Source organism: Allokutzneria oryzae (genome assembly GCF_042429765.1).
GTDB classification, from domain to species: Bacteria; Actinomycetota; Actinomycetes; order Mycobacteriales; family Pseudonocardiaceae; genus Allokutzneria; species Allokutzneria oryzae.
Genome location: NZ_JBHLZU010000026.1, coordinates 354130 through 373953 on the forward strand (window position 1 = coordinate 354130; position 19824 = coordinate 373953).

20 protein-coding genes are annotated in these 19824 nt (G+C 70.6%); 12 read left to right on the forward strand and 8 right to left on the reverse strand.

Going from position 1 to position 19824, the window contains the following annotated elements; translation table 11 throughout:
- The first annotated feature begins 123 nt into the window (after positions 1–123).
- The 4 genes from ACFFQA_RS30230 (at position 124) to ACFFQA_RS30245 (ending at position 4024) form a co-directional block, all read left to right on the forward strand.
- Positions 124–594 carry a helix-turn-helix domain-containing protein gene (locus ACFFQA_RS30230; protein WP_377859729.1) on the forward strand — a complete coding sequence of 157 codons (471 nt, stop codon included), beginning with the start codon at positions 124–126 and terminating at the stop codon, positions 592–594.
- A 256-nt stretch (positions 595–850) separates the two neighbouring features.
- A complete protein-coding gene (locus ACFFQA_RS30235) occupies positions 851–1669 on the forward strand; it encodes a PspA/IM30 family protein (RefSeq protein ID WP_377859731.1) in 819 nt (272 codons plus the stop codon).
- Between the two features lies 1 nt (position 1670).
- Positions 1671–2516, forward strand: a complete 846-nt coding sequence (gene pspM, locus ACFFQA_RS30240) for a phage shock envelope stress response protein PspM (RefSeq protein ID WP_377859734.1) — start codon at positions 1671–1673, stop codon at positions 2514–2516.
- Between the two features lie 221 nt (positions 2517–2737).
- The gene (locus ACFFQA_RS30245; RefSeq protein ID WP_377859736.1) at positions 2738–4024 is read left to right on the forward strand and encodes a uracil-xanthine permease family protein; all 1287 of its coding nucleotides are present in this window, start codon (positions 2738–2740) and stop codon (positions 4022–4024) included.
- Positions 4025–4027: 3 nt separating this feature from the next.
- Here the strand turns inward: ACFFQA_RS30245 and ACFFQA_RS30250 are convergent, their stop codons facing one another.
- Together ACFFQA_RS30250 and ACFFQA_RS30255 are read right to left on the reverse strand one after the other, a co-directional pair.
- Complete coding sequence (locus ACFFQA_RS30250) at positions 4028–4828, reverse strand: DNA-formamidopyrimidine glycosylase family protein (protein ID WP_377859738.1); 801 nt, start codon at positions 4826–4828, stop codon at positions 4028–4030.
- Positions 4829–4863: 35 nt separating this feature from the next.
- Positions 4864–5712: a ParA family protein gene (locus ACFFQA_RS30255; RefSeq protein WP_377859740.1), complete on the reverse strand. Its 849-nt coding sequence runs from the start codon at positions 5710–5712 to the stop codon at positions 4864–4866.
- A gap of 122 nt (positions 5713–5834) precedes the next feature.
- Between ACFFQA_RS30255 and ACFFQA_RS30260 the strand changes: the two genes are divergently transcribed.
- Positions 5835–6593 carry a class I SAM-dependent methyltransferase gene (locus tag ACFFQA_RS30260; RefSeq protein WP_377859742.1) on the forward strand — a complete coding sequence of 253 codons (759 nt, stop codon included), beginning with the start codon at positions 5835–5837 and terminating at the stop codon, positions 6591–6593.
- Here the strand turns inward: ACFFQA_RS30260 and ACFFQA_RS30265 are convergent.
- Positions 6590–7744, reverse strand: coding sequence for a PucR family transcriptional regulator (locus tag ACFFQA_RS30265; protein WP_377859745.1), 1155 nt, complete (start codon positions 7742–7744; stop codon positions 6590–6592). The two genes, ACFFQA_RS30260 and ACFFQA_RS30265, sit on opposite strands and share 4 nt — an antisense overlap.
- 118 nt (positions 7745–7862) lie before the next feature.
- Here ACFFQA_RS30265 and ACFFQA_RS30270 point away from each other — a divergent pair, with 118 nt between their 5' ends.
- The 5 genes from ACFFQA_RS30270 (at position 7863) to dinB (ending at position 12264) form a co-directional block, all read left to right on the forward strand.
- Positions 7863–8039 carry a hypothetical protein gene (locus ACFFQA_RS30270; RefSeq protein ID WP_377859747.1) on the forward strand — a complete coding sequence of 59 codons (177 nt, stop codon included), beginning with the start codon at positions 7863–7865 and terminating at the stop codon, positions 8037–8039.
- A 108-nt stretch (positions 8040–8147) separates the two neighbouring features.
- Positions 8148–9314 (forward strand): lactate 2-monooxygenase, encoded by a 1167-nt coding sequence (locus ACFFQA_RS30275; RefSeq protein ID WP_377859749.1) that lies wholly within the window; start codon positions 8148–8150, stop codon positions 9312–9314.
- Positions 9311–10282: a 2-hydroxyacid dehydrogenase gene (locus ACFFQA_RS30280; protein WP_377859751.1), complete on the forward strand. Its 972-nt coding sequence runs from the start codon at positions 9311–9313 to the stop codon at positions 10280–10282. Before ACFFQA_RS30275 ends, ACFFQA_RS30280 begins: the two co-directional genes overlap by 4 nt.
- Before the next feature lie 222 nt (positions 10283–10504).
- Positions 10505–10927 (forward strand): glycine cleavage system protein H, encoded by a 423-nt coding sequence (locus ACFFQA_RS30285; RefSeq protein ID WP_377859753.1) that lies wholly within the window; start codon positions 10505–10507, stop codon positions 10925–10927.
- Between the two features lie 56 nt (positions 10928–10983).
- Positions 10984–12264, forward strand: coding sequence for a DNA polymerase IV (dinB, locus tag ACFFQA_RS30290; RefSeq protein ID WP_377859755.1), 1281 nt, complete (start codon positions 10984–10986; stop codon positions 12262–12264).
- A gap of 181 nt (positions 12265–12445) precedes the next feature.
- Here the strand turns inward: dinB and ACFFQA_RS30295 are convergent, their stop codons facing one another.
- The 4 genes from ACFFQA_RS30295 to ACFFQA_RS30310 form a co-directional block, all read right to left on the reverse strand.
- Complete coding sequence (locus ACFFQA_RS30295) at positions 12446–13624, reverse strand: peptidoglycan-binding protein (RefSeq protein WP_377859757.1); 1179 nt, start codon at positions 13622–13624, stop codon at positions 12446–12448.
- Between the two features lie 405 nt (positions 13625–14029).
- On the reverse strand, positions 14030–14692 hold the full coding sequence (locus ACFFQA_RS30300; protein WP_377859759.1) for a glycoside hydrolase family 75 protein: 663 nt from the start codon (positions 14690–14692) through the stop codon (positions 14030–14032).
- 178 nt (positions 14693–14870) lie between these two features.
- A complete protein-coding gene (locus tag ACFFQA_RS30305; protein WP_377859761.1) occupies positions 14871–15557 on the reverse strand; it encodes a glycoside hydrolase family 75 protein in 687 nt (228 codons plus the stop codon).
- A gap of 160 nt (positions 15558–15717) precedes the next feature.
- Entirely contained in the window at positions 15718–16404 is a 687-nt protein-coding gene (locus ACFFQA_RS30310; protein WP_377859763.1) for a glycoside hydrolase family 75 protein, read from the reverse strand.
- A gap of 240 nt (positions 16405–16644) precedes the next feature.
- Here ACFFQA_RS30310 and ACFFQA_RS30315 point away from each other — a divergent pair, with 240 nt between their 5' ends.
- Positions 16645–17865 carry a cytochrome P450 gene (locus ACFFQA_RS30315; protein WP_377859765.1) on the forward strand — a complete coding sequence of 407 codons (1221 nt, stop codon included), beginning with the start codon at positions 16645–16647 and terminating at the stop codon, positions 17863–17865.
- On the opposite strand, the gene ACFFQA_RS30320 is transcribed toward ACFFQA_RS30315, so the two are convergent.
- Positions 17866–18378 carry a GbsR/MarR family transcriptional regulator gene (locus ACFFQA_RS30320; protein WP_377859767.1) on the reverse strand — a complete coding sequence of 171 codons (513 nt, stop codon included), beginning with the start codon at positions 18376–18378 and terminating at the stop codon, positions 17866–17868.
- 180 nt (positions 18379–18558) lie between these two features.
- Between ACFFQA_RS30320 and ACFFQA_RS30325 the strand changes: the two genes are divergently transcribed.
- Positions 18559–19791 (forward strand): glycosyltransferase family 87 protein, encoded by a 1233-nt coding sequence (locus ACFFQA_RS30325; RefSeq protein ID WP_377859769.1) that lies wholly within the window; start codon positions 18559–18561, stop codon positions 19789–19791.
- Positions 19792–19824 lie beyond the last annotated feature (33 nt).

The following is a 19824-nucleotide window of genomic DNA, read 5'->3' on the forward strand; positions in this document are numbered from 1 at the left end:
TAACGTTCGCCCTTGGCGGACGAGTCGAATAACCCGGTTCTCTTGTCGGGGACGCTGGGTAACGTGGTCGCCACGACCGCTGGGCTTGCCGGACTCGGGTCTGTTGAGTAGGGAGGGCACGCGATGACCGTGCTGCTGAGGGAGGCGCTGGGGGACCGGATTCGCCGCGCCCGCACCGACCAACGCCGTACTCTCCGGGAGGTTTCGCGCTCCGCCCGGGTGAGCCTGGGATACCTCTCCGAGGTCGAACGCGGCCGCAAGGAGGCCAGCAGCGAGCTGCTGGCCGCCATCTGCGGTGCGCTGGAGCTGCCGCTGTCCGAGCTGCTCGGCGAGGTCGCGGCCGACATCCGCGCCGGTGAGCCGGTCACCATCCCGGCCAAGGCCGAGCCGAAGGTCCCGGTCGGGGCCGAGGCCAGGGCGGACCGGGGCGTGATCGACGCGGGCACGCTGGTGCCCTCGGTCATCGGCAACGACCTCGCGGACCTGCGTCTGCAGCCCGTTCTCCGGACCCAGATCACCCAGGACCTCAAGCTCGATGCCGCGAGCGGCCCTTCGGTGATCTCCGCCCCCCGCGGCGTCGTCGTCGCGGCCTGATCAGGTCACAGGTGGGAAAACCCCCGAATGGGCCCGTGCCGTTCACCCCTAGGGTGAGAATGGGACCAGGCGGGGGTCGAGGCACACCCTGAGATCGACCGGGTGTTCCCTGAATCGCGTCGGGCTCCACCCTGAGATCGCCGGGGGCCGGTGGAAGCCGGGACGAGCACCTGACACGATGGATGTCAGCACCAGGTGAATGCCTGGTCATGGGGCGTAGTCGCGGCCAGGTTGCACGAGAAGGCAGGCGGAGGAGATGGCCAATCCGTTCGTGAAGTTCTGGAAGTACCTGATGGCGGCGTTCTCGTCGAAGATCGACGAGCACGCCGACCCGAAGGTGCAGATTCAGCAGGCCATCGAGGAGGCTCAGCGCCAGCACCAGGCCCTTTCCCAGCAGGCCGCTGCCGTCATCGGCAACCAGCGCCAGCTGGAGATGAAGCTCAACCGCCAGCTCGGCGAGGTGGAGAAGCTGCAGGCCTCCGCGCGCCAGTCGCTGGTGCTCGCCGACCAGGCGCGCGCCGCGGGCGACGAGGAGAAGGCGCGGCAGTACGAGGACACCGCCACCGCGTTCGCCACCCAGCTGGTCACCGCCGAGCAGTCGGTCGAGGACCTCAAGAGCCTGCACGACCAGGCGATCCAGGCCGCCGCGCAGGCCAAGCAGGCCGTTGAGCGCAACGCCATGGTGCTGCAGCAGAAGCTCGCCGAGCGCACCAAGCTGCTCAGCCAGCTGGAGCAGGCCAAGATGCAGGAGCAGGTCTCCAGCTCGCTGCGGCAGATGAGCGAGCTCGCCGCTCCCGGCAACACCCCCTCCCTGGAGGAGGTGCGGGAGAAGATCGAGCGCCGCTACTCCACCGCGCTCGGCCAGACCGAGCTCGCCAAGAACTCGGTGCAGGGCCGGATGCTGGAGGTCCAGCAGTCGACCGCCGACTTCGCGGGGGCCTCGCGGCTGGAGCAGATCCGCGCGTCCATGCGCGGCGGCGCGGCGACCCCGCAGGTCACCGGTGGAACCGCGGTCCCGGCCCCGGCGCCGAACCAGGCCACCACCCAGCTGCCGCAGAACCCGCAGCAGAGCTGAGATGGCGATGACGCCGGGGCGGGACGAGCTCAACCGGCTGGGCGAGCTCGTGGCGAAGCAGCTGCGCGGCAGCGGCGGCGAGCTGGCACGGCAGTTACGCGGCGCCAACGAGGTCGTCGACGGCGTGCAGCGCAAGATCTCGGCCTGGCGTGATCCCCGCGCCAAGATGATCCGTCAGCGCAGGCGGTCGGTGCGCAAGATCTGGTTCCGCACCACCTTCACCGCGATGACGGCCGTCGCGGCGTTCTTCGTCGGGGGCGACCCGAACGCGATCGAGCTGTCCGAGGCGGCGCTGGGCACGGTTTCCGTGCTCGGCGCCGCCTCGGTCGCCTCCGCCGGGGTGCGCTCCTGGAAGTTGCACAAGACCCCGCTCCCGGAGGCCGCGACCGCGCCGCCTCCGTTGCCCCCGTCCTCCTCGGCGGCCCGCGGACCGATGCGCGAGCTCGCCGAGGCCGAGGCGCTGCTGTCCGATCTGCTGCGCCAGCTCGCAACGCCCCGCAACGGGGTGCCGCCGGTGCCGCTGGAGTCGGTGGCCGAGTCCAGGGCGACCGCAGCAGAGGCGTCCGCCGCGATCCGCGAGGTCGCCGTCCAGCTGCAGGTGGTCGAGCAGGCCCGAGACGCCGCCCCCGCCGCCGAGCGCGGTGAGCTCGAAGCCGCGGTCGCCCGGTTGCTGCACGAGCTCGTCGAGGGCGTCGAGGGCTACCGCGGCCTGGTCGCCGCCGCGGGCAAGGCGGTCGCCGCGAGCACCACGATGCGGCCGATGGACGCGCTGGAGGACGCCACCGACCGGTTGGCCGGACTGGCCGCCGCGTTGCGCGAACTCGCGTCGGGCAACGGCAAGTACTAGTCGCACGGGTGCGCTCAGGCATCCGCTGAGCACGTGTTTCCTGGGAATCCCGCCCCTATCTCGATTTGATTACATACGGTGATACCGTTGCGCAGATCGGCGGCGCGTCGGTATTACTCGTCGTTCTTCGGCGTGAACTACCGAAGCGCCTTATGTCGCTCCTGCTACATCCCGTGGGGATATCCCTCCCCGTGTGGACGGGAAGCCTTGGAGGGGTCCTTGTGGCGTTGTGGACGGTGCACGGCGACGGCCGCCACCTCGCGGAGGGAGACGTCGTCGCCCCGGGCGAGCGACTGAGCTGGCCCCGCACCATCAGCTTCGGCCTGCAGCACGCGGTGACGATGTTCGGCGCCACGCTGCTGGTCCCGTTGCTCACCGGCCTCCCGCCGACCACGACCCTGTTGTTCTCGGGCCTGGGCACCCTGCTGTTCCTGGTGATCACCCGCAACCGGGTGCCGTGCTACCTCGGCTCCTCCCAGACCTACGTCGCCCCGCTGATGGCGAACCAGGCAGCCTCGGCCGGCGGGCGCACCGGCGGCCTGCTGGTCTCCGGGGTGCTGATCACCATGGTCGGTGTCGCGGTGAAGGCGCTCGGCGCCCGCCTGGTCGAGTCGATCATGCCCCCGGTGGTGACCGGCGCGGTGGTGATCCTGATCGGCTTCAACCTGGCGCCGATCGCGGTGCAGTCCTTCAACAACGAGCCGGGCCTGGCCTCGCTCACCCTGTTCGCGGTGCTGCTGGCCTCGGCGCTGCTGCGCGGTTTCCTGTCCCGGATCGCGGTGCTGATCGGCGTGGTCACCGGCTGGGTGCTGGCGGCGGTCTCCGACAACCTCGACGCCGGCAGGCTGGCGGCGGTGCACGCGGCGGACTGGGTCGGCCTGCCGCCGTTCGTCGCGCCGGAGTTCCGGCCGGAGATCGTGCTGAGCATGCTGCCCGCGGTGATCGTGCTGGTCGCGGAGAACCTGGGCCACGTCAAGGCGATCGCGGCGATGACGGGCCGAAACCTCGACGGCAGCGCGGGTGACGCGCTGATCGGCAACGGCCTGGCGACGGCGCTGGCCGGAGCGGGCGGCGGCTCGGGAACCACCACCTACGCCGAGAACATCGGCGTGATGGCGGCGACCCGGGTCTTCTCCACCGCCGCCTACGTGATCGCGGCGGTGACGGCGCTGCTGCTGTCGTTCTCCCCGAAGTTCGGCGCGCTGGTGAACACGATCCCCTCCGGGGTGCTCGGCGGGGCTTCGATGGTGCTCTACGGGCTGATCGGCCTGGTCGGCGTGCGCATCTGGGTGGAGAACAAGATCGACCTGAACGACCCGGTGAACCTGATGGTTGCCGGCGCGGCCCTGGTCGCGGGCATCGGCAACCTGACACTGACGGTCTTCGGCGCCACCATCGGCGGGATCGCATGGGGCTCGCTGCTGATCATCGTGCTGCACCCGCTGATGCGGGCGCTCAACACCCTGCGCAAGGACCCGGCGAGCCCACCGACCACGCCCTCCACCTGACCTTCACCCTCGCTCGGGTGCGACCTGGCAGGTGGGGCAGTGGTAGGTGCCGCGTTGTTCCACGCCCGTTCCCTGCGGGGCTCGGCGGATCGGGGTGCCGCAGCGGCGGCAGGCCCGGCCACCGCGCTCGTAGACCCAGTGTTGGCGGCCCCTGGCGAGTTCGCCCGTCGTGGACTGTTCGGGACGAAAAGCGTTGCGCAGCAACAGTTTCCGGGCCAGGTTCACTACTCGGCCCGCGTCGGCCGACGATACCGGTGCCCAGGGGGACACGCCGAGGATGAAGCAGACTTCGGACTTGTAGAGGTTGCCGACACCCGCCATCACCCGCTGGTCCAGCAGCGCCAGGCCGAGCTCGCGGTTCGGGTCGGCGGTGAGCCTGCGGATCGCCTCCGCCTCGTGCTCCTCGGTCCACGACGGGTCGAGCAGGTCGGGCCCGAGGTGTCCGACCAGCCGCTGTTCGTCCGCGGTGGCAAGGAGTTCCATGTCGTGCAGGCGGAACCCCACCGCGACGCGGGTCGGCGTCGCCAGGACCGCGCGCACCTGGTGGCCGGGGCCGCGCCACCGCTCACCCGGGGCGTAGAGGTGCCACGCGCCGTCCATGCGGAAGTGCGTGTGCAGGCTCCTGGAGTCGTCGAAGCGGAGGAACAGGTGCTTGCCGACCGAGTGGACGCCGAGCACCACGCGGTCCTTCAGGTCCACTGTGGACAGCCGGGGGTGTCGGAGCTCGCCGCGTGACAACCGTTGTCCGGCAAGCGCTTCGTCGAGTCGCTTGCCCGCGAGGAAGACCGTGTCCCCTTCCGGCACTGGTGCCAACCGAACCTAGTGGCCGTCACGCGCGGTCACGCGTCGGCCTCCTGCTCCAGTTCCGGGTCGAGGTCGGCGTCCTGGTCCCGGCGGCGGCCACGGGCGGAGCGCAGCACCCGCGCCAGCAGCAGGTTGAACGCCAGCGCGACCTCACGGGCGCCCGGTGTGCCCCACTGGTGGATCGGTGTGCACGCGCCCTGCGCCTGCTGCACCGCGAGCCGGTCCGGCAGCGAGACCGGCATCACCAGCGGGCCGAAGATGTCGCGCAGCTCGCTGATCCGGAACTGGTGCTCGTGCGAGCGCGGGCGCACCCGGTTGACCACCACGCCCAGCGGCTGGAGCTCCGGGTTGCTGGTCTCGCGCTCGTTCTGCACCGCCTCGAACGCCCGCTGCACGCCGGAGACCGCGAAGATCGTCGGCTCGGTGACCAGCAGCGCCCGGTCGGCGGCGACCAGCGCGGAGCGGGTCAGCCTGCCCAGCGACGGCGGGCAGTCCAGCAGCACCACCTGGTACGGCAGCTCGTCCTCGGCGAGCAGGCCGTTGACCTTGGCCAGCGCGTCGGAGAGCCGGTGCAGCTGCTTCACGCCGGGGTCGTGGTTGTTGTGGGCCTCCCCGTCCTCGGTGCCGACGAGGACGTCGATCTCCTCGCCCCACGCGCTCGGCGCGATGGCGGCGCGCAACGTCGACCGGGTCGGGTTCTCCAGGACGTCGTAGAGGCTGGCCTCGGTCTCCTCCGGCTCAAGCGCCGATGTGGCGTTGCACTGGGGGTCGAGGTCGACCACCAGGGTGCGGACACCGCGTCGCAGGGCCGCCGAAGCCAGGCCCAGCACCACGGTCGTCTTGCCAACACCACCCTTGAGGCTCAGCACTGCCACCGTATGCACGCGAGAGAGCCTACGGCCTCGCACAACCACTGGTCGTGACCGAATCCAGCACCTGGAACCCCGGCCACCCCCTCGGCCACCCCGCACACGGCTCCCAGGGACGGCATCTAGGCTTTCCGACCATGCGACCTGACGCAGTTCACCGCGTGCTGGACGCCGAGCTCCGGGCCGCGCGGCAGCGCAGGGGCTCGGCTCCGGAAGTCCTCGACGTCGGCGGCGGCAGCGGCGTCTGGGCGGTCCCGCTCGCCGAGCAGGGCTGCCGGGTGACCGTGATCGAGCCGAGTCCGAACGCGCTGGCCACGCTGCACCGCCGTGCCAAGGAGGCCGGCGTCGCCGACCTGGTGATCGGCGTGCAGGGCGACACCGAGACGATGCTCGACCCCGCGAGCACGTCCTCGACCGCGCTCGGTGAGCTGGCCCCGTCCGGTGGCGCGGACGTGGTGCTCGCCCACGGCGTGCTGGAGGTCGTCGACGACGCCCGCCTCGCCGTCGCCGCGATGACCGAGGCGCTGCGCCCCGGTGGGGTGGTCTCGGTGCTCGTCGCCAACCGCTACGCGGCGGTGCTGGGGCGTGCGCTCGCGGGCCGCCTGGCCGATGCCCGTCGCCTGCTGGACGACCCGGAGGGCCGCGTGGGTCCCGCCGACCCGTTGCTGCGGCGCTTCGACCTCGACGGGATCGCCGAGCTGCTGAAGGGCGCGGGCCTGGACGTCGAGGTGTTGCAGGGGCACGGCGTGCTGAGCGACCTGGTGCCCGGCGCGGTCCTGGAGGCCACTCCAGGGGCGGCTGAGGCCATGGCCGAGCTTGAGCTCGCAGCCGCCGCACGGTCCCCGCTGCGCGACCTCGCCACCCGCCTGCACGCGATGGCCCGCCGCCCCGCCTAACGCAGCCGGAGGGTCTGCAGGGCGACGAAGAGCTCCGCGGCGTTCTTCGGGTTCGCGAAGGAGCGGCCGGTGAGCTGCTCGACGCGCTGCATCCGGTAGCGGACGGTGTTGCGGTGGCAGTACAGCGCCTTCGCGGTCTCCGTTGTCGAGCCGCCGTGCTCGTACCACCGCCAGGCCGTGTCGAGCAGCGGCCCACGGTCCTGCTCCGGAAGCTCCAGTACCGGCCCGAGGACGCGTTCGGCCAGGTCAGCGGCGATGTCCGTGGCGCAGGCGACCAGCGTCGCCACGGGCTGGGCGCCGTGGTGGCGGACCTCCTCCGTGCCCGGCTCGATGCTCGCCGCGGTCAGCCGGGCCAGACGCACCGCTGCGACCGTTTCGCCGATTCGTTCATAGGCGGGGCTCACGCCGACGCGTCCGCCGCTGAGCGCCTGGTCCAGGCTCGCGGGGTCCCGCGACGGCAGGGACAGCACGCCCACGCGGTCGTCGTCGGTCCGCCGCCACACGGAGTGCACGCCGAGCGCTCGGAGCCTGCGCTCGGAGCGGTCGAGCTCGCCCTCGGGGTCGGCCACCACGACGCGGAAGCGGCCGAAGCGGGGCAGCGCCAGGCCCTCCGCCGCCTCGGCCAGCCGCTCCGGGTCTGTCGCCCCCGTCAGCACCACGTGCAGCAACGCGGCCCGTTCCTGGTCGGAGCGCCGCGCCCGCTCCGCGACCGTGCTGCGGTAGGACTCCTGGAGCGCCTCGGAGTACCGGTCGAGGCCGAGCCACAGCTCGTCGGCGCGCTCCAGCAATGCCCAGCGCGCGGCTTCGCCGAGCCGGTCGGCCTCCGCGCGCAGCTTCGACCAGATGTACTGGGTGCCGATGCGGTAGCCGTGCAGCACCGCGGGCAGCGGGATGCCCTGGAGCGCGCGTTCCCGGCCGTTGTCCGTCGGCACCCGCATGTCCAGCGGCTCGTCCGAACCGAGCTGCCCGAGGATCTGGGTCAGGTGCACAACGCAGGTCCGCAACAGGTCGGCGCGGGAGAGCGTGTTCGCGTCGGAGATCTCCGACTCCGCCGCCCAGACCCGGTCGCACAGCTCCTCGGAGAGTTCGGGGACCCTGGGCAGCAGCGCCGTGCTGATCTCCGCCATCAGCCGCTGGTGGGACTCGCTCATGCCGTCACGCTAGTTGTGCGGACACACAACGCCTCGGCCCGGTGACGTCCTTCCCTCATCCGGAGGAAAACCGGAGTGTCCCGCACCGCGCCGGTTTAGCTTCGCCGCCGAGGAGGCGATGACATTGAAGGCATTCCTGTGCGCACTCGCCCTGTTGACAGTTGGAGTGAGCCCGGCATCCGCCCAGTCCGGCTGCGCGTCGCCCGCCGCGCGCGCCGGGGTCTGCGACCAGGTGTGCGGCAAGGTCTGCAAGGTTCCCGGCATCTGCGACGCCCTGTGCGCGGTGATGTGTTGATTGTGCGCGTGCACAACCGCCGTGCCGTGAACATGAGTCCCGGGAACGTGGACACCGATCGGTCCCCAGCGAAGACTGTGCGCATCAGCCGGTGATGGGAGGGCCGCGGTGCCTGCGCAGTTCGGGAGCTACCAGTCGGAGATCTACCTCCAGGGCATGTCCGGCGTGGTGCCCGCGTTCACCAACGACCCCACCGCGCTGGAGTCCTCCGCCCGCGAGCTGATGGAGCCCGGTCCGTACTGGTACGTCGCGGGGGGAGCCGGGTCCGGCGCCACCGTGCGCGCCAACCGGGAGGCGTTCGACCGCAGGCGGATCGTGCCGCGCATGCTCACCGACGCCACCGAGCGGGACGTGAGCACGACCGTGCTCGGCACCGAGCTGGCCGCGCCGGTGCTGCTCGCGCCGATCGGTGTGCAGTCGATCGTGCACCCGGACGGCGAGCTCGCCACCGCCCGCGCCGCCGCCGAGCTCGGCATCCCGATGATCCTGTCAACCGCGTCCTCGCACACCATCGAGGAGGTCGCCGAGGCCAGCGGCGACGGCGAGCGCTGGTACCAGCTCTACTGGCCGAACTCCGACGACGTCACGGTCAGCGTCCTCGAACGCGCCGAGCGCGCCGGGTACACCGCGCTCGTCGTCACCCTCGACACCTGGACCCTGGCGTGGCGGCCGCACGACCTCGACCAGTCCTACCTGCCGTTCATCCGGGGCATCGGCACCGCGATCCCGTTCTCCGACCCCGCGTTCCGAGCGTCGCTGGAGCGGACGCCGGAGGAGGACCGCAACTCCGCCGTGCTGCGCTGGGTGCAGATGTTCACCGGGGTCGACAAGAGCTGGGAGCGGCTGGCGTTCCTGCGCGAGCACTGGTCCGGGCCGATCGCGGTGAAGGGCGTCCTGCACCCCGACGACGCCCGGCGGGCCGTGGACGCGGGAATGGATGGGATCGTCGTGTCCAACCACGGTGGGCGCCAGGTCGACGGGTCGGTCGCCGCCCTGGACGCGCTGCCCGGGATCGCCGAGGCCGTCGGCGACCGCGTCGACGTGCTCTTCGACTCCGGCGTGCGCACCGGAGCGGATGTGATCAAGGCGATCGCGTTGGGCGCCAAGGCCGTTCTGCTCGGTCGCCCCTGGGTCTACGGCCTCGCGCACGGAGGACAGGAGGGCGTGCGGCACGTCCTGCGCGGCCTGCTCGCCGACCTCGACCTCACCCTCGGGCTCACCGGAAACCGCTCACTGGCCGACCTCGGCCGGCACACCCTGATGGAGAACTCGTGACCAAGGTGCTGGTCGTGCTGCCCCCGCACGTGGGCGGCGTCAAGCTCGGCGGACTGTTCGCCGGGGCGCTGGGCCCGGACTTCGACGTCACCCCGGTCGAGGACGCCGGGGCCGACCCGGCCGCGCTGCGCTCCGCCGAGGTGATCGTGACCGCGCTCGCCCCGGTCACCGCCGAGCACCTCGCCGTCGCCGCGAACCTGCGGATGATCCAGTGCTCCAGCCACGGGTTCGACTACGTGGACACCGAGGCCGCCGCGGCCAGGGGTGTGCGGGTCTGCAACATCGGGTCCACCTCGGCGGAGGCCCAGGACGTTGCCGAGCAGACGCTTGCCCTGATGCTCGCGCTGGCCAAGCAGCTCATCCCCGGGCACGAGGCGCTGCGCGAGGGCGACTGGGCGTTGCCCCGCCTGCAGTTCGGCATCACCGAGCTGTTCGGCAAGACGCTCGGCGTCGTCGGCTTCGGCGCGATCGGCCGTCAGCTGGCGAAGCGGGCGCGCGCCTTCGACATGCGGATCGTGGTCAGCACCAGGACGCCGGTGCCCGAGGACGTCGTGCGCGAGTACGGCGTCGCCGCCCAGCTGCCCCTGGACGACCTGCTCGCCGAGTCGGACTACGTGTCGCTGCACGTGCCGTTGACCGACGCCACCCGCGGCCTGGTCGACGAGCGCCGGATCGGGCTGATGCGGCCGACCGCGATCCTGGTGAACACCGCGCGCGGCGCGCTGGTCGACCAGGACGCGCTGGCGAAGGCGCTGACCGACGGGCGGCTCGGCGGGGCCGGGCTGGACGTGTTCGACCCGGAGCCGCCGCCCGCCGACCTGCCGCTGCTGCGCGCGCCGAACGTGGTCCTGTCCCCGCACGCGGGCGGGGTTACTCGTGAGTCCATGCTGCGGATCGCCAAGGCCGCGCTGGACAACGTGCGCCGCTTCGGCTCCGGGGAGGAGCCCCAGGACGTCGTCGCGGGCTGAACCGGCCGCAGCTCGCACCCGGATTGTGTGATCGTGCACACTGCGCCGGGCAACCGGGCTCGCCTGCGGCGCTTAACCTCGACTTAGTGGGGAATTACAGAACTTTTTATGCAAGACGCTTTCTTTCCTGTTCAGATATTGCCGTTATCCCGGGCTCCTCATAGATTCTGCTCGCACTTTCCCTAGTCGCCATACACCACGGCGTCCCTTGGAGAAAACGCGATGCAGAATCATGTTCCACCGGAGCTGGACTACACCTACGACCACGGATGGATCGCCTACGAGAGCTGGCCGGTGACGGTCGGCATCACCCCGGTCGCCACCGCCTTCCTGGGCTGTGTCGAGCGCGTGCAGCTCCCGCGCCCCGGCAGCTACGTCACCGCGGGCCTGTCCTGCGGCGAGTTCGAGTCACGCCAGCTCTCCCGCCCGCTGTACTCCCCGGTCAGCGGTGAGGTCGTCGAGGTCAACACCGACGTGCTGCTCAACCCGTGGCTGGTCGGCCGCGACCCGTACCAGGGCGGCTGGCTGTTCAAGGTCCGGCTGACCGAGTGGCCGGAGCACGCGCTCACCCCCGCCGAGTACACCCAGCTCACCGAGGCCGAGCCCGAGTACGACCGGGGCCCGGCTGTCGGACTCCCGCAGTAGGCTCGCCCTCGAACGCCCGTTCGACCTGACGGGCCGAGCGATGGCGGGTGCGAGGGATGGGACGGAGCGGCGACCTGCCCCGACGGTCGCTGGAGCGGTTCCTGGCACGGGACGGCCGATGGCCGGACGACACCGGGTGCACCGTGCTGCACGTGGACATGGACGCCTTCTTCGCCTCCGTGGAGATCCGCAGCCGTCCGGAGCTGCGGGAACTGCCCGTCGTGGTCGGCGGGACCGGTGGCAGGGGCGTGGTGTCCTCCGCCAACTACATCGCCCGCGGTTACGGCATCCGCTCCGCGATGCCCACCGCGCACGCGCGCAAGCTGTGTCCCCGTGCGGTGTTCCTGCCGCCCAACTTCACCGCGTACCAAGAGGTCTCGGCCGGCATGATGCGGATCTTCCGCGAGCTCACCCCGCTCGTGGAGCCGCTCAGCCTGGACGAGGCCTTTCTTGATGTCGGGGGTGCCCTGCGGCGGCTGCGCCGCACCCCGGCCCAGCTCGGCGCCGAGATCCGCGCCGCGGTGCTCGCCGAGCACGGCGTCACCTGTTCGGTGGGAGTCGCGGCCACCAAGTTCGTCGCCAAGCTCGCCTCGGGCATGTGCAAGCCCGACGGCATGATGGTCGTCCCGGCGGGCGAGATCCTGAGCTTCCTCAGTCCGCTGCCGGTCTCCGCGCTGTGGGGCGTTGGCGCCCGCACCGGCGAGAAGCTGGCCCAGCTCGGCCTGACCAAGGTCGCCGACGTCGCGCGCACCCCGCTGCCCCGGTTGCGCAGGCTGCTCGGCAACGCCACGGCGGAGCACCTGCACGCGCTGGCCAACGGCGTCGACGGCCGCCGCGTCGTCGCCGAGACGGCGGAGAAGTCGGTCGGCGCCGAGGAGACCTTCGAGGTCGACCAGACCGACCGCGAGGTGCTGCGCCGCGAGCTGCTGCGGCTGAGCGAGCGCACCGCGGCCGCGCTGCGCTCCAGGGACCTGCGGGCCAGGACGATCTCGATCAAGGTCAGGTTCGCCGACTTCACCACGATCACCAGGTCCAGGACCCTCCAGGTGCCGACCAACCTCACCCAGGAGGTCTACCGCACCGCCGCCACGCTGCTGGCCGACCAGGTCCCGCCGGGCGCGGTGCGGCTGATCGGTGTGCGCGCCGAGCAGCTCGGCGAGGGCGACTCGATGGGGGAGCAGCTGACCCTGGACGCCCCGGAGCGCGGCTGGCGAGAGGCCGACGAGGCCGCCGACCAGGCCCGGACCAAGTTCGGCACCGCCGCCATCCGGCCCGCCTCGCTGCTCACGGCGCGTCCGGGGCGGGCGGGCGCGACCGAGCCCCGGCCGGACCGCTGACCCGGTCGGCGACCGCGCCGACGCCGCATTCGTCATGTCGCGAAGTCCGTCTCGCGCTACTATTCATGAATATTGGAGCGCTCCAACTCGCGAACAAGAAATACTCCGCCGTTCCGTACTCATAGCGGGAAAAAGAGCGCTCTCAGAGCCCGATATGAGTACGAAACGGATTACGGGGAGATCACTTACCGCTCTGGAGAGCCTTCCAGGTGTTGGCGCCCACCACGCCGTCGGAGGCCAGTCCGCGGGCGGACTGGTACTTCTTCACCGCCGCCGTGGTGTTCGGGCCGAACATCCCGTCGATGCCGAGCTTCGCGCCGACAGCGGCGTTCAGCGCGCGCTGCACCCGGGTCACCGCGTCACCCGTCGAGCCGTCCTGCACCTGCGGGGTGGAGCCCGCCGACAGCAGCGCCGTCCACGTCTTGGTGTCGACCGTTCCGGTCGCGGCCAGCCCCTTGGCCTCCTGGAACTTCTTCACCGCGGCCGAGGTGGGCTCGTCCAGCTTGCCGGTCGGGTCACCGTCACCGGTGCTGTAACCGTTGGCGCGCAACACGCACTGCGCGGCCTTCACCTCGTCGCCGGTGGCGTTGGCGGCCAGCGCGGGGTACGTGGCGAAGTCGAGCTTCGTGGTGCCGCACCCCTTGCGGCCCGCGACGAGGTCGGCGGCGGCCACGGTGCCGCGCGAGACGGCGCTGCTGTTGCTCTCGATCGGCTGGGCCTTCACGCCGGGGAACAGGATGTAGTCGACGACCGCGCCGCTGACGCCGCCGGTCTTCGGGTTGGGGTTGATGCCCAGCTGCTCCGCCAGGCGGTAGGAGCCCTCGCCGATGGCGCTGGTCGGGCCGACGTCGCCGACCACGGCGTAGGCGACCTTGTCCTGGTGGACCACGGCGGCCACGGTGCCGCCGGTGATGTTCGCGCTCTTGTAGCTCCAGGTCGAGCTGATGCCGGGGACCACGATGAACGGCAGCTTGTCGGCGATCAGGGGCTTGCCGTTGGACTGGGTCCACGCCGTCTGCGGCTGGAACCACGGGTCGGTGTTCTTGTTGCACTTCGTGGTCGGCTGACCGTCACAGACGATGTCCATGTCCGCGCGCCAGTGCACGGAGTTGCCGGTGGCGCACACCGGGACGGTGCGCGAGCCGCCCGCGTCGTGGCCGAACTTGCCCGTGGAGATCTGCTTGGTGCACTTCGCCACCGCGGCCTTGAGCTGTGCCGCGGTCGGGGCGGCGGCAGCGGCCGCCGAGGTCGAGGCCCGGTCCGGCGCGTCCGGCTGGGCCGACGCCGATGGTGTGGCCAGCGCGCCGCTCCCCGCGAGCACCAGGGCCGCGGTCGCGAGCTTCGCGAACGTGAGTCGCACGATGATCTCTCCTGAATGTGCAGGGGTTAAGGGGTGATTCGTTCCCGGCGGAGAGTAGGCGCAAGTTTTCCGGATTGACTAGATCTCTCGTGAAGTTCTTTTACTGACTGGCCCGAACAGAGTAGTCAGCGAAATGCTTGCATTCTGCTTGCAGGTGCCCTGAGCTGCACTTTTGCCGAACTTTAGGCGCTTCTTAGCATTTCGTGCTTACATTCTGCTTGCTTTTGGCTTTCGAGTGTCATGTCGTCCGGTTGTCGCTTCGAGCGTTCTCTCGTAAACGAGGAAGTGGGCCGTCGTTACCGCACTCCTGGTGGGCACCAGCACCTGGAAGGCGGTGTAGGTGGGCAAGCGGCGGTGGGTGCTGGGTGCGGAGATTCCCTGCCTCCGCACCCAGCGGCCTCGCGCTCAGCCGACGAGCTTCGCCGCGGCGGCCGCTCCGAGCGACCTCGCGGATGCCTGGTCGTTGATCTTCTTGGCCGTCACTCCGGGGAAGAGGACGTAGTCGACGGGGCCGTCGGTCCCGCCCTTGTTGGGGTGCGGGTTGATGCCCAGCGCCTTCGCGAGCGCGTACGAGCCCTCGCCGATGATCGCCGTCGGGCCGACGTCACCGACGACGGCGTAGGCGACCTTGTCCTTGTAGATCACGGCGGCGACGGTGCCACCGCCGATGCCGGACTTGGCGTAGCTCCACCTGGAGCTGATGCCGGGCACGACGACGAAGGGCAGCGCCACGGGGTCCAGCGCTCCGCCGAACGCGGTCTCGCCCTGGCGGTACGGGTCGTCCTTGCACTCTTTGCGGTACTTGCCGTCGCAGTCGATGTCCAAGTCGGCGCGCCAGTGCACGGCGCCCTTGGTCTTGCAGACCGGGACCTTGGCCGGGCCGCCCGCGTCGTGGGCGTACTTGCCACTGGAGAGCTGCGAGGTGCACTTCGCCACCGCGGCCTTGAGCTGCGCGGCGGTCGGAGCGGCCGCGGCACCCGCCTGGTCCGCCGACGCCGGGGTGGCGACGGTGCAGGAAACGGTGAGCGCGAGCGCGGCCGCCGCGATCTTGGCGAAGGTTCTTCTCATTACGACCTCTTCGTGCCGGGGGGTGGGACCACGAAGCTAGGAAGGCGTGGCTTCGGCGGGCAACGAAGAGAGTTCGATCGACCTTTCCGGCGCGGTTTCGCTTCTCCTGCTTGACAGTTCTCCTGCTTGACAACGAGTGGGCGGGGCGGTGTCGAGTGCCGCCCCGCCCACCCGGGGATCAGCCGACGAGCTTGGTCGCCGCGGTCGCGCCGAGGGACTGGGCCGAGGCCTGGTCCTCGATCTTGCTGGCCTTCACGCCGGGGAACAGGATGTAGTCGACGACCGCGCCGCCGACGCCGCCGGTCTTCGGGTTCGGGTTGATGCCGAGGACCTCGGCGAGCCGGTAGGAACCCTCGCCGATGATCGCCGTCGGGCCGATGTCACCCACGACGGCGTAGGCGACCTTGTCCTTGTAGACCACGGCGGCGACGGTGCCGCCGGTGATACCCGCGGCCTTCCAGCTCCACTTCGAGCTGATGCCGGGCACCACGACGAAAGGCAGCGTCGCGGCGTTGAGGTGCTTGCCGTTGGACTGCTGCCACGCGGTCTCCGGCTGGAAGTACGGGTCGGTCTGCTTGTTGCACTTGGTCGACTGCTGGCCGTCGCAGTCGATGTCCATGTCGGCGCGCCAGTGCACGGCGCCCTTGGTCTTGCAGACCGGGACCGTGCTGGAGCCGCCCGCGTCGTGGGCGTACTTGCCGTTGGAGACCTGGCTGGTGCAGTTGGCGACCGCGGCCTTGAGCTGTGCCGCGGTCGGCCCGGCGGCGAGCTCGGTCGGGTTCGCGGACGCCTGGGCGCCGGCGAACGCGCATGAGGCGGTGAGCGCGACGACGGCCACGACGAGCTTCGTGAGGGTCTTGTTCATGGCGACCTCGTTCTTGGCAGGGAGAACGTCCAGGGCGAGGTGGTGGTCCCCGGCTCCTGGTAAGGATCGTTTACCAATACGGCCGGTCGCTTGTCCGTCGATGGTCCCGCTGGTCGGGGAGCGCGGGTGGGACCGTCGCGCGCGGCCCCACCCGCACGGTTCAGCCCACGAGCTTGGTCGCGGACTTGGCGCCGAGGGACTTGGCGGAAGCCTGGTCCTCGATCTTGCTGGCCTTCACGCCGGGGAACAGGATGTAGTCGACGACCGCGCCGCCGACGCCACCGGTCTTCGGGTTCGGGTTGATGCCCAGCGCCTTCGCCAGCGCGTAGGAGCCCTCGCCGATGATCCCCGCCGGGCCGACGTCACCCACGACGGCGTAGGCGACCTTGCCCTTGTAGACCACGGCGGCCACCGTTCCGCCGCCGATTCCCGCATTCTTGTAGTTCCACGTCGAGCTGATTCCCGGTACGACGACAAAGGGAAGCTTCTCGGCGTTGAGCGGCTTTCCGTTGGACTGCGGCCACGCGGTCGCGTTTTGCCAAGAAGGGTCGGTGCTCTTGTTGCACTTGGCCGTCTTCTGGCCGTCGCAGTCCACGTCGAAGTCGGCCTGCCAGTGCACCGCGCCCTTGGTCTTGCACACCGACGCGGTGCGCGAGCCGCCCGCGTCGTGGGCGTACTTGCCCTTGGAGATCTGTTTGGTGCACTTGGAAACCGCGGCCTTGAGCTGCGCGGCGGTCGGCCCGGCGGCGACGTCCGCCTGGTCGGCGGAGGCCTGGGTCGTCGTGAGCGTGAACGAGGCGGTGAGCGCGAGCGCGGTCACCGCTATCTTCGTGAGCGTCCTCTGCATGGCTGTCCCGTTCTCGGCAGGGAAGAGTTCTTTACTAATGTGTTCCGAGTTTTGTCGGAATGCAAGCGGAGAATTCGAATTGAGGCGTCGACCTGCGCCTTTACTCGACCGTAGGCGACCCTTGGGGGAATTCTCGTAAGGTCCTTGGCGGGGGAGTGTCGCCGTCGCGCGGCGTCCGGCGGGGTGACCTCGACCTTTACAAGCTTCACGAAGTTGTGAAGCGGGTGTAGCTTCCGAAGCATGGAACCGAACGCACCCACCACCCTCGACGGACTCCCCCTCGCCCGGCGCTGCCCGCTGGACCCGCCGGAGGAGCTGACCCGCGAGCGCGAGCGGCGCCCGATCAGCCCGATGACCTATCCCGACGGCCACCAGGGCTGGCTGGTGACCGGTAACGCCGCCGCCCGCGCGCTGCTCGCGGACCAGCGCTTCAGCGTGCGGGCCGAGCTCCAGCACGCGCCGATCCCGATCGAGGTGCCCGCCTCCATGCGCGAGCGCTCCGTGCCCCCCGGCCTGTTCACCCGCATGGACGACCCCGAGCACGCCCGCTACCGCAGGCAGCTGACCGGCCAGTTCACCGTGCGGCGGATCAAGGCGATGGAGCCGATGATCGAGCGCATCGCCGACGACCTGCTCGACGCGATGGAGCGCGACACCCTGGACCGCAACTTCGCCGACCTCGTCGCCGACTTCGCGCTGCCGCTGCCGTCACTGGTGATCTGCGAGCTGCTCGGCGTCGCCGACGCCGACCGCGCGGGTTTCAACGACGACAGCAAGCTGCTCCTCGCGCTGAACACGCCGTCCGAACGGCGCATGCAGGCGTGGGGGTCGCTGAGCGGGCTGCTCGCGCGGCTGGTGCGGGACAAGCGGGAGACGCCGAGGGACGACCTGCTCAGCGGCCTGATCGCGGAGGGCGACCTGACCGACGAGGAGCTGGTCACGATCGGCACCGTGCTGCTGGTCGCCGGGCACGAGACCACCGCGAACCAGATCGGGCTCGGCGTCTACGCGCTGTTGCAGAACCCGGAGCAGCTCGCGCGGCTCAAGGCGGACGAGTCCATCGCGGCCCAGGCCGTCGAGGAGATGCTGCGCTACCTGTCGATCATCCACATCGGACCGACCAGGACCGCGACCGAGGACGTGGAGCTCGCGGGGCAGCTGATCAGGAAGGGGCAGTCGGTGACGGTCTCGGTGCCGGTCGCCAACCGCGACCCCCAGCGCTTCGGTGACGCGGAGCGGATGGACCTGACCAGGTCGGCCACCGGCCACCTCGCCTTCGGGCACGGCGTGCACCAGTGCCTCGGCCAGCAGCTCGCCCGCTCCGAGCTGCGGATCGCCTTCACCACGCTGTTCCGCCGGTTCCCGTCGCTGCGGCTGGCCGTACCCGCCGACGAGGTGCCGATGCGCTCGGACATGGGCATCTACGGCGTGCACGAGCTCCCCGTCACCTGGGACAGGTGATCACCCCGACCGCTTGGCGCGCAGCTCGTCGCGCAGCTCGCGCCAGCGGTCGAGCAGGTTCGGCAGCTCCTGCTGGACGAACTCGAAGAACTCCAGCGTCTCGGTCATCCGCCTGCCAGCGGGGGAGTCCTCGCCGAGCACCCCGATGCCCTCGCGCAGGCTGGCCTCCCAGCGGGTGAGCGCCTTGTCCTTGCTCACCGCGGCCTCGTACCAGACGTCGTCGTGGATCCGGTAGACATCGCGCCGGGACCCCGGATCGCGCTCCCTGCTGGCCAGGTTGACCTGCACCAGGTACCGCACGGCCCCCGAGATCGCCGCCGGGCTCACCCGCAGCGTCTCCGCGAGCTCGGCCGCGGTCAGCCTGCCGGAGTCCACCGCGAGCAGACAGACGAACACCCGCGCAGGCATCCTCGGCCAGCCGCCCTCGGCCAGTACGGCCGCGAAGCGCTCCACGAAGCGCAGGAACGCCTCCTCGTGGCCCTCGGCGAGCGCGTCGGTCGTCTCGGTGGTCACTGATGCCTCCTCACCCTTCCCCCAGTCAGGGTATTCGCAGAAGTGTAGGGACGGGGTGGGGAAGAACATCGAACGCGACTCAACCCCAGCCCGTGCCCAGGAGTCTCAACAGAGAGGGGCGAGGCGCTCCGGCGCCGCGCGGCTAGGCTGCACGGACTTCGGCTATCGGGAGGCATCACGTTGCTCACCACCATCTGGGACCGCTGCCGGACCCTGGTGCTCCGGAACGGGGCGCTGCTGGTCGTCGCGGCGGTGGTCGCGCTCGTGGCGGTGGTGCTGTGGCGGCTGGCCGACGCCAGGCACGTCTACGAGGACCTCGACGTCTACCGCCTCGCGGTGCACGCCTGGTGGAACGGCGGCGACATGTACGGCCTGCTGCCGACGACGGCGGCGGGCAACCACCTGCCCTTCATCTACCCGCCGTTCGCGGTGCTCGTGCTGGCACCGTTCGCCCTGCTGCCCCGTGACCCGGCGGTCGCGCTGAACTTCGCGGTGTCCGTCGCCGCGCTCGGCGCCACCCTCTACGTGGTCGTGCGGCGGCTGTGGCGGGCGGGCGGCCCCAAGGGCGCGTTCGTGCTGACCGCCGTGCTGCTGCCCTTCGCGCTGCTGATGGAGCCGGTCACCGAGACCCTGGACTACGGCCAGGTCAACCTGTGGCTGATGGCCCTGGTCGCGGTGGACTGCCTGGCCATCTCGCCGAAGTGGCCGCGCGGCATGCTGGTCGGCATCGCCGCGGCGATCAAGCTGACCCCGGCGGCGTTCCTGCTCTACTTCCTGCTGCGCAAGGACTACCGCGCCGCGCTGGTCACCGTGGTCAGCGGTGCGGCGGCGACCCTGATCGGCTTCGTCATCGCGCCGAACTCCTCGCTGCACTACTGGCTCGACGGCGGTGCGTCCTCGATGAGCGGCACGCCGTTCTCCGCCAACCAGACCATCACCGCGATGCTGGTCCGGCTCCAGCCGCCGGTCGAGCTCGTCGGCGTGCTGATCGTGCTGCTGTCCCTGCTGGCGATCGGCATGGGCGCGCTGGTCGTCCGCCGGGCCGAGGCCCCGCTCGCCATGGTGGCCAACGGCATCGTGGCGCTGCTGATCTCCCCGACCTCGTGGTCGCACCACTGGGTGTGGATCGTCCCGGCCCTGGTGATCATGATCGCCTACGCGCTGCGGGTGAACGGCTACGCGTGGCTGGCGGTCGCGGCGGTGACCACGGTGGTCTTCTACGTCGGCTGGCACTTCAAGCTGCCGACGGCGGGCAACCAGGAGCTGCTCTGGACGCCCGGCGAGCACCTGCTTGGCAACTCCTACGTGATCGTCGGCTTCGCCCTGCTCGCCTCGGGCGCCTACCTGGCGTGGCGCCGCCCCCGCCTGCTCATCGCCCGCCGCGACCTCGGCAGGCCAGTTCCGTACTCATAGCGGGGAAAGGAGCGTTCCCCAACCCCGCTACGA